The organism is Amycolatopsis ruanii, assembly GCF_003385175.1.
GTDB lineage: Bacteria > Actinomycetota > Actinomycetes > Mycobacteriales > Pseudonocardiaceae > Amycolatopsis_E > Amycolatopsis_E thermalba.
On sequence record NZ_PQHY01000057.1, the window covers coordinates 40,130 to 46,993 of the forward strand.

8 protein-coding genes are annotated in these 6,864 nt (G+C 69.6%); 1 reads left to right on the forward strand and 7 read right to left on the reverse strand.

Annotated features, from left to right (window positions below; all coding sequences use genetic code 11):
* Position 1: 1 nt before the first annotated feature.
* The 6 genes from D0D28_RS25735 to D0D28_RS25760 form a co-directional block, all read right to left on the reverse strand.
* Positions 2–928, reverse strand: a complete 927-nt coding sequence (locus D0D28_RS25735) for an ABC transporter permease (protein ID WP_094006324.1) — start codon at positions 926–928, stop codon at positions 2–4.
* Entirely contained in the window at positions 925–1,929 is a 1,005-nt protein-coding gene (locus D0D28_RS25740) for an ABC transporter permease (RefSeq protein WP_094006325.1), read from the reverse strand. The genes D0D28_RS25735 and D0D28_RS25740 overlap by 4 nt, the downstream gene beginning before the upstream one ends.
* Positions 1,930–1,996: 67 nt before the next feature.
* Positions 1,997–3,661 (reverse strand): ABC transporter substrate-binding protein, encoded by a 1,665-nt coding sequence (locus D0D28_RS25745; protein WP_205413358.1) that lies wholly within the window; start codon positions 3,659–3,661, stop codon positions 1,997–1,999.
* A gap of 138 nt (positions 3,662–3,799) precedes the next feature.
* Entirely contained in the window at positions 3,800–4,369 is a 570-nt protein-coding gene (locus D0D28_RS25750) for a uridine kinase family protein (RefSeq protein ID WP_116113158.1), read from the reverse strand.
* Positions 4,370–4,371: 2 nt separating this feature from the next.
* Positions 4,372–4,968, reverse strand: coding sequence for a recombination mediator RecR (gene recR, locus D0D28_RS25755; protein WP_116113153.1), 597 nt, complete (start codon positions 4,966–4,968; stop codon positions 4,372–4,374).
* Positions 4,969–4,977: 9 nt separating this feature from the next.
* The gene (locus D0D28_RS25760; RefSeq protein WP_026153601.1) at positions 4,978–5,346 is read right to left on the reverse strand and encodes a YbaB/EbfC family nucleoid-associated protein; all 369 of its coding nucleotides are present in this window, start codon (positions 5,344–5,346) and stop codon (positions 4,978–4,980) included.
* A 60-nt stretch (positions 5,347–5,406) separates the two neighbouring features.
* Here D0D28_RS25760 and D0D28_RS25765 point away from each other — a divergent pair, with 60 nt between their 5' ends.
* Positions 5,407–6,210: an N-acetylmuramoyl-L-alanine amidase gene (locus tag D0D28_RS25765; RefSeq protein ID WP_116113156.1), complete on the forward strand. Its 804-nt coding sequence runs from the start codon at positions 5,407–5,409 to the stop codon at positions 6,208–6,210.
* 469 nt (positions 6,211–6,679) lie between these two features.
* Here D0D28_RS25765 and D0D28_RS25770 read toward each other — a convergent pair.
* A partial coding sequence (locus D0D28_RS25770; protein WP_162831191.1) for a hypothetical protein occupies positions 6,680–6,864 on the reverse strand: 185 nt, incomplete at its 5' end.

Here is a 6,864-nt window from a genome sequence, read left to right on the forward strand (position 1 = left end):
GCTACCGCCTGTTCTTCGGGTCGAGCGCCTCGCGCAGCGACTCGCCGAGCAGCGTGAACCCCAGCGCCACCACCACGATCGCGATGGCCGGGTAGAACGCCAGGCTCGGCTTGACGTCCAGCAGGTTCTGGGCCTGGGCCAGCATCAGCCCCCACTCGGCACGACTGGGATCGTTGTCCCCCAGGCCGAGGAACGACAGCGCCGCCACGTCGATGATCGACGTCGCCAGCGTCAGCGTGGCCTGCACGACCACCGGCCCGAGCGCGTTCGGCAGCATGTGCCGGAACACGATCGTGCTGCGCCGGACACCCAGCGCGGTCGCCGCCAGCACGTGGTCGCTGGATCTCTGCGACAGCATCGCCCCGCGCAGCAGCCGCGCGAAGACCGGCACGCTCACCACCGCGACCGCGATGATGACCGTCCACTGTGTCCCTTGCGAGAACAACGCGGCCACCGAGATCGCCAGCAGCAGCGAGGGGATCGCGAGCAGGATGTCGGTGAACCGCATCAGCAGCGTGTCCACCCAGCCGCCCAGCGCACCGGCCAGACCGCCGATGACCATGCCGACCGCCAGCCCGATCAGGGTGGCGACGACACCGACGATCAGCGTCTGCTGCGCGCCGACCAGCAGGCGGGAGAAGAAGTCGTACCCGCGGTGGTCGCTGCCGAGCACGAACCCGTCCATCGGACCGGGGATGAAGTCCGGCCGCAGGTTCAGGCGCAGCTCGTCGTAGGGGATGTAGGGGTTCTTCGGTGCCAGGAACGGGGACAGGATCGCCAGCAGCACGAACAGGACCGTGATGACCGCGCCGGTGATCGCCACCGGGCTGCGCGACATCCGCCGGACCGCGTCCTTGGCGAGGCTGGTGCCCCCGGATTCGGCGAGGTCGTCGAGGCGTTCGGCCTTGCGCCGCAACATGGAGGTCATCGCACCCGCACCCTCGGATCGATGATCGCATACGAGATGTCGACCAGGAGGTTCACGATGACGTACACCGCGGCGGCCAGCAGCAGCAACGCCTGCAGCCGCGGGTAGTCGCGGCGTTCGATGCCCTGCGCCAGCAGCGCGCCCACGCCGTTCCAGTTGAACACCTTCTCGGTGAGCACGGCCCCGGCGAGCAGCAGACCGGTCTGCAGACCGATCGTCGTCGACACCGGCAGGAGCGCGTTGCGCAGCACGTGCCGCTGGCGGATCGTCGCCGTGGTCAGGCCCTTGGACTCCGCGGTGCGCACGAAGTCCTCCTGCTGCACGTCCAGCACCGAGGCGCGGGTGATCCGCACGATCACCGCGAACGGGATGCTGGCCAGCGCGATCGCGGGCAGGATCAGGTGCTTGATCGCGTCCCAGGTGGCGTCCAGCTCACCGGTGAGCAGCCCGTCCAGGGTGAAGAACCCGGTGATGTGCGTGGCGTCGATGGTGACGTCCTGGCGCCCGGACGGCGGCAGGATGCCCAGCTTCTGCGCGAACACGTACTTGAGCAGCACACCGAAGAAGAACACCGGCACCGCGACACCGACCAGCGTGGTGAGGACGGTGGCGTTGTCCAGCAACCGGCCCCGGTGACGCGCGGCGAGGTAGCCCATCGGAATACCGAACCCGACCGCGAGGACCAGCGCGGCCAGCGACAGTTCGACGGTCGCGGGGAAGGCACGGGCGATCTCGGCGAGCACGGTGTCGCCGCTGATCAGGGACGAGCCGAAGTCACCGGTGAGAACGCGGCCGAGGAACTTGAAGTACTGGACGAAGATCGGTTGATCCAGGCCCAGCACGGAGTTCAGGGACGCGATCTTCTCCGGCGTCGCCTTGTCGCCGAGCAACGCGGTGGCGGGGCCACCGGGCAGCAGGCGGAGCCAGGCGAAGACCAGGATGGAGAGCACGAGGAGCGTCGGGATCGCTTGCAGCAACCGACGAATCACGAATCGGAGCATGTGATTGCCTCAGCACCGCGCCACGGCGGGAAAGCGCGGCGCGCTTCCCCGCCGTCGGCAGCGGAACTCAGCCCTTGGTGACCGTGTAGAAGCGCTCGTCGGTCAGCGGGGTCGGGATCAGGCCCTGGACGTCGGACCGGACCACGATCGCCGGCGGGGACGACGAGATCGGGATCGCCGGGACGTACTGCGAGATCAGCACACCGGCGCTCTCGTAGGCCGCCTTCTTGGTCTCCGGCGTCGTCTGGGCGTCGGCGTGGGACAGCGCGTCGAAGATCTGCGGGTTGTCGAACCCGAACTCCGGCTTGGTGCGCCCGAAGAACGTGCCGACGAAGTTGCCCGCGTCGGCGTAGTCACCGGTCCAGCCGAGCAGGTGCAGGTCGTGCTTGCCCGCCTTCTGCACGGAGTCCTTGTACCCGCCGTTCCACGGCTCCTGCACCACGTTGACCTTGATGCCGGCCGCCTTCAGGTCGTCGGTGATCGCCGCGGCGATGTCCACCGGGTTCGGCATGTAGGGCCGGGTGACCTCGGTCGGGACGTAGAAGTTCAGCGTCAGGTCGGTCGCGCCGGCCTCGGCCAGCAGCTGCCGGGCGGTGTCGACGTTGTAGCTGTGCTTCTCCACCGCGGTGGTGTAGCCGGGCACGTTGTTCGGCAGGAACTGGTCCTGCGCGTAGGCACCCTGCGGCAGCCGGTTCCGGACCAGCTGGTCCTTGTTGATCGCGAACTCGATCGCCTTGCGGACCCGCACGTCCTGCAGCTTCGGGTTGTTCTTCTGGTTGATGCCCAGGTACAGGATGTTGAACGCGGGCCGGATCAGGACCTGGTCACCGGCCTGCTTGAGCGAGTTGTAGTCCGCCGGGCTCGGGTAGTCGTAGCCGTCGATGGTGCCGGCCGCGAGCTCCTGCTTGCGGGCGTTCTCGTCCGGGATGATCTTGAAGATCAGCTTGGCTGTCTTGGCCTTCTCGCCCCAGTAGTCCTCGTTGCGGACCAGGGTGATCGTGTTGTTGGCCTTGTCGAAGCTCTCGAACTTGTACGGCCCGGTGCCGGTCGGGTGAGCGGTGGCGTACTCGGAGTAGGTGAACGCCTCCCCGCTCTGCGTGACGGTGTCGGCGTTGTACTTCTTCAGCGCGTCCGGGCTGGACATGGACAGCGAGGTCAGGCCGAACGCGTCCGGGAAGGCGCCCTTGGCCTTGTTGAGGTTGAGGACGGCGGTGTGCTCGTCCTTGGCCTCGCAGTTCTTGTAGACCGGGTCGCCGCTGATGTCGCCCTCGTTGGTGGCGAAGCCCTCGAAGACGTCGCCGTAGTAGATCATCTGGCTCTGGGCGGCGGCGCCCTTCATGTTGTACCAGCGGTCGAAGTTGAAGCAGACCGCCGCGGCGTTGAAGGGGGTGCCGTCGTGGAACTTGACGCCCTGGCGCAGGGTGAACGTCCAGGTCGTGTTGTTGTTGCTGGGCGTCCAGGCGGTGGCCAGGCCGCCCTGCAGCTCGGTGGTGCCCGGCTTGTAGGTGACCAGGGTGTCGTACATCTGGCGCGCGGGGCGGAAACTCTCGCCGTCGTCGTTGAAGAGCGGATCGAAGTTCTTCGGGGCACCGGCCGCGCCGAAGATGAAGGTGTCGCTGGCGCTGTCACCCGAGCCGCGCTCGGAAGCGCAGGCTGCTGTCGTGACCGCGAGGGCGCCGGCAAGCCCGATCAGGGCTATGCGGCGCAACCCAACTGCCCGCGTGGGGAGCATGGTGGCACTCCTAGGAGAAAGTTCGGGTACGTGATCGACGACCCTAGTCCGCATGGTGGGATTTCGTTAAGCGCGTGAGGTTACGATCGCGCTACGTAAGACCGGACGGACGCTCACATTTGGCTTACGAGGTTACGTTCAGTGGTCACTTTGCGTGAGAGCGGACGAAAGTACTAGGCCGTTCGGGTGTACGTGTTCGGAAGTAAGGTCAACGGCGAACCAACCACACTCGAACTTCTGCCACGCGGTCAGCGGGCCGCGGATGCCCTCCCCGTCCCGGGAGACTGCCCGTTCGAGCCGAGTTTCCGGGTCCGGTCCGGGGACCCAGCACAGGGCGGACAGGCGGGGCCGGATCGAGGCACGGCCGGCGGACACGCCCTCCAGGACGACTACGTCGACCGGGTGAACCGCGCGGACCGGTCCGGGGCGCGGCTCGCCGGTGGTCCAGTCCAGTGGTCGGTAGGTGGCGGGGCGGCCCGCGGCGAGCGGATCGAGGACCTCGGCGACGAGCCGCGGCCACCAGGCGACCGGGTCGTCCCAGGTGGCGTAGTGGTCGGTGGCGACGAGCGCGGTTTTCGCGCCGCGCGCGCGGAAGGTTTCGACGAGTTTCCCGGCGAAGGTGGTCTTGCCGGCGCCGGAGGGGCCGTCGACGGCGACCAGCCGGACCCGCCCATAGCGGTGCGGGCCGGCCAGTACGTCGTCGACCAGCGTCAAAGGGCGCGGCGGCCGGAGAGGGCGCGGCCGAGGGTCAGCTCGTCGGCGAATTCGAGGTCGCCGCCCATGGGCAGGCCGGACGCCAGCCGGGTGACGGTCAGGCCGGGGAAGTCCCGCAGCATCCGCACCAGGTAGGTCGCGGTGGCCTCGCCCTCGGTGTTCGGGTCGGTCGCGATGATCACCTCGGTGACCTGTTCCGCGCCGAGCCGGGCCAGCAGCTCGCGGATGCGCAGCTGGTCCGGGCCGATGCCGGACAGCGGGTCGAGCGCGCCGCCCAGCACGTGGTAGCGGCCCTTGAACTCGCGGGTGCGCTCGACCGCGAGCACGTCCTTGGGTTCCTCGACCACGCAGATCAGCGACGTGTCGCGCCGGGCGTCCCGGCAGATGCGGCACTGCTGCTGTTCGGAGACGTTGCCGCAGATCTCGCAGAACTGCACGCCCTCGCGGACCTTGCCGAGCACGTCCTGCAGCCCCGCGATGTCCGCCGGGTCGGCGGCGAGCAGGTGGAACGCGATCCGCTGCGCGCTCTTCGGACCGATGCCGGGCAGGTGTCCCAGCTCGTCGATCAGGTCCTGGACTACCCCTTCGTACAACGGGGCCCGCTACTTCAGGCCGGGCAGACCGAGTCCGCCGAGGTCGGGCATGCCGCCACCGCCGCCGAGGGCGCCGGCGACCGGGCCGAGCTTCTCCTCGGTGAGCTTCTGCGCGCTGCTCATCGCGTCGCGCACCGCGGCGACCACCAGGTCGGCGAGCGTCTCGGTGTCCTCCGGGTCGACCGCCTTGGGGTCGATCTGCAGGGACTTCAGCTCCATGCCGCCGGTGACGGTCGCCTTGACCAGGCCGCCGCCGGACGTGCCGGTCACCTCGGTGCGGGCGAGCTCCTCCTGCGCGGCGACGAGCTGCTGCTGCATCTGCTGCGCCTGCTGCAGGATGGCCTGCATGTCGGGCATTCCACCGCCGGGTTGCACCATGATCCCCGTTTCGTCGTCCTGTCCTGTGGGTCCCAGCGTAGCTCGGCCGGCTGTGGGACCGTGTTCGCCGTGCGCAGTCTGGTGGGGTTGGTGCTGAGCGGGGTGCTGCTGGTCGCGGGGTGCTCGTCGCCCGGGCCGGTGCCGTCCGGGGTGGCCCGGGTGTCGTCCGGTGCTTCGCCGGTGTCGTCGTCGGCCGCGCGTGAGCCGGTGACGGTGGTGCTGGACCCCGGGCACAACGGCGGCAACGCGCGGCGGCCGGACGTGATCAACGCGCCGGTGCCGGCCGGACGCGGCAGGACGAAACCGTGCAACACGACGGGCACCGCGACCGACCGGGGGTATGCGGAGCACGCGTTCAACTGGGATGTCGCGCAGCGGGTGGGTGCGTTGTTGACGGCGCGGGGGGTGCGGGTGATCTACACGCGCCCGGACGATTCCGGGGTCGGCCCGTGCGTGGACGAACGAGCGGCGGTCGGCAACCGCGCCGGCGCGGCCGCGGTGGTGTCGATCCACGCGGACGGCTCGACGGTGGCCGGGGCCCGGGGGTTCCACGTCGCGTACTCGAGCCCACCGCTGAACGAGGCGCAGGGCGGGCCGTCGGTGGCGCTGGCGGAGGCCGTGCGCGCGGGACTGTCGTCGGGCGGTTTCCCGGTGTCGAACTACCTGGGCGCGGAGGGCTTGGCACCTCGCGACGACCTCGCCGGGTTGAACCTCTCGGAGCGGCCGGCGGTCCTGGTGGAGTGCGGAAACATGCGAAACCCGGCGGAGGCCGCTGTGTTGTCCAGTGTGGACGGCCGACAGCGGTACGCGGCGGGAATCGCCGCCGGGGTGGTGTCGTTCCTGAGGCAGCACGGAGGTTTCTGACCGCACCCCCAAACGCAGAACTCACGCCCCCAAGCGCAGAACTCACGCCCCCGAGGGTGGGACTCGCCCGCCCGAGCGTGGAACTCGCGGGGCGCGCGAGTCCCACCTTCCCGCGCGCGAGTCCCACGCTCCGGTGCGCGAGTCCCACGCTCCGGTGCGCGAGTTCCACGTTCCGGCGCGCGAGTTCTGCGCTCGCGCTGTCCAGTTCCACTCCACTGCGCCGCGTTCGGCGCGGTGGCGGGGATCTTCGTACTGGGCGGAGGTGCGTTGCCGGGCGGTCAGTCGATCGGCTGGGCGCCCAGGTGCTCGGCCAGCAGGCGGCGCGCCAGTTCCCCGCGCACATCAGCTCGGACTCCAACGTCCCGCTTAGCAGGCGGGCCCACCAGCTCCCCAGCTCACCGCGCGCATCAGCCCATCGGCTCGGGCTCCAACACCCGCCAGCAGGCAGCCAGCTCCCCGCGCCGGGCGGTCAGTCGATCGGCTGGGCGCCCAGGTGCTCGGCCAGCAGGCGGCGCGCCAGCTCCTCCGGGTCGTTCTGCGGGGCGGGCGCGCTGTCCGGCACGGGGCCGCCCGCCTCGGCCATCATGGCTTCCTCGTCGTCCGGCTCGGGCGGGAGGGGGATCTGGCTTTTATACAAATATGACGCTGCGGACG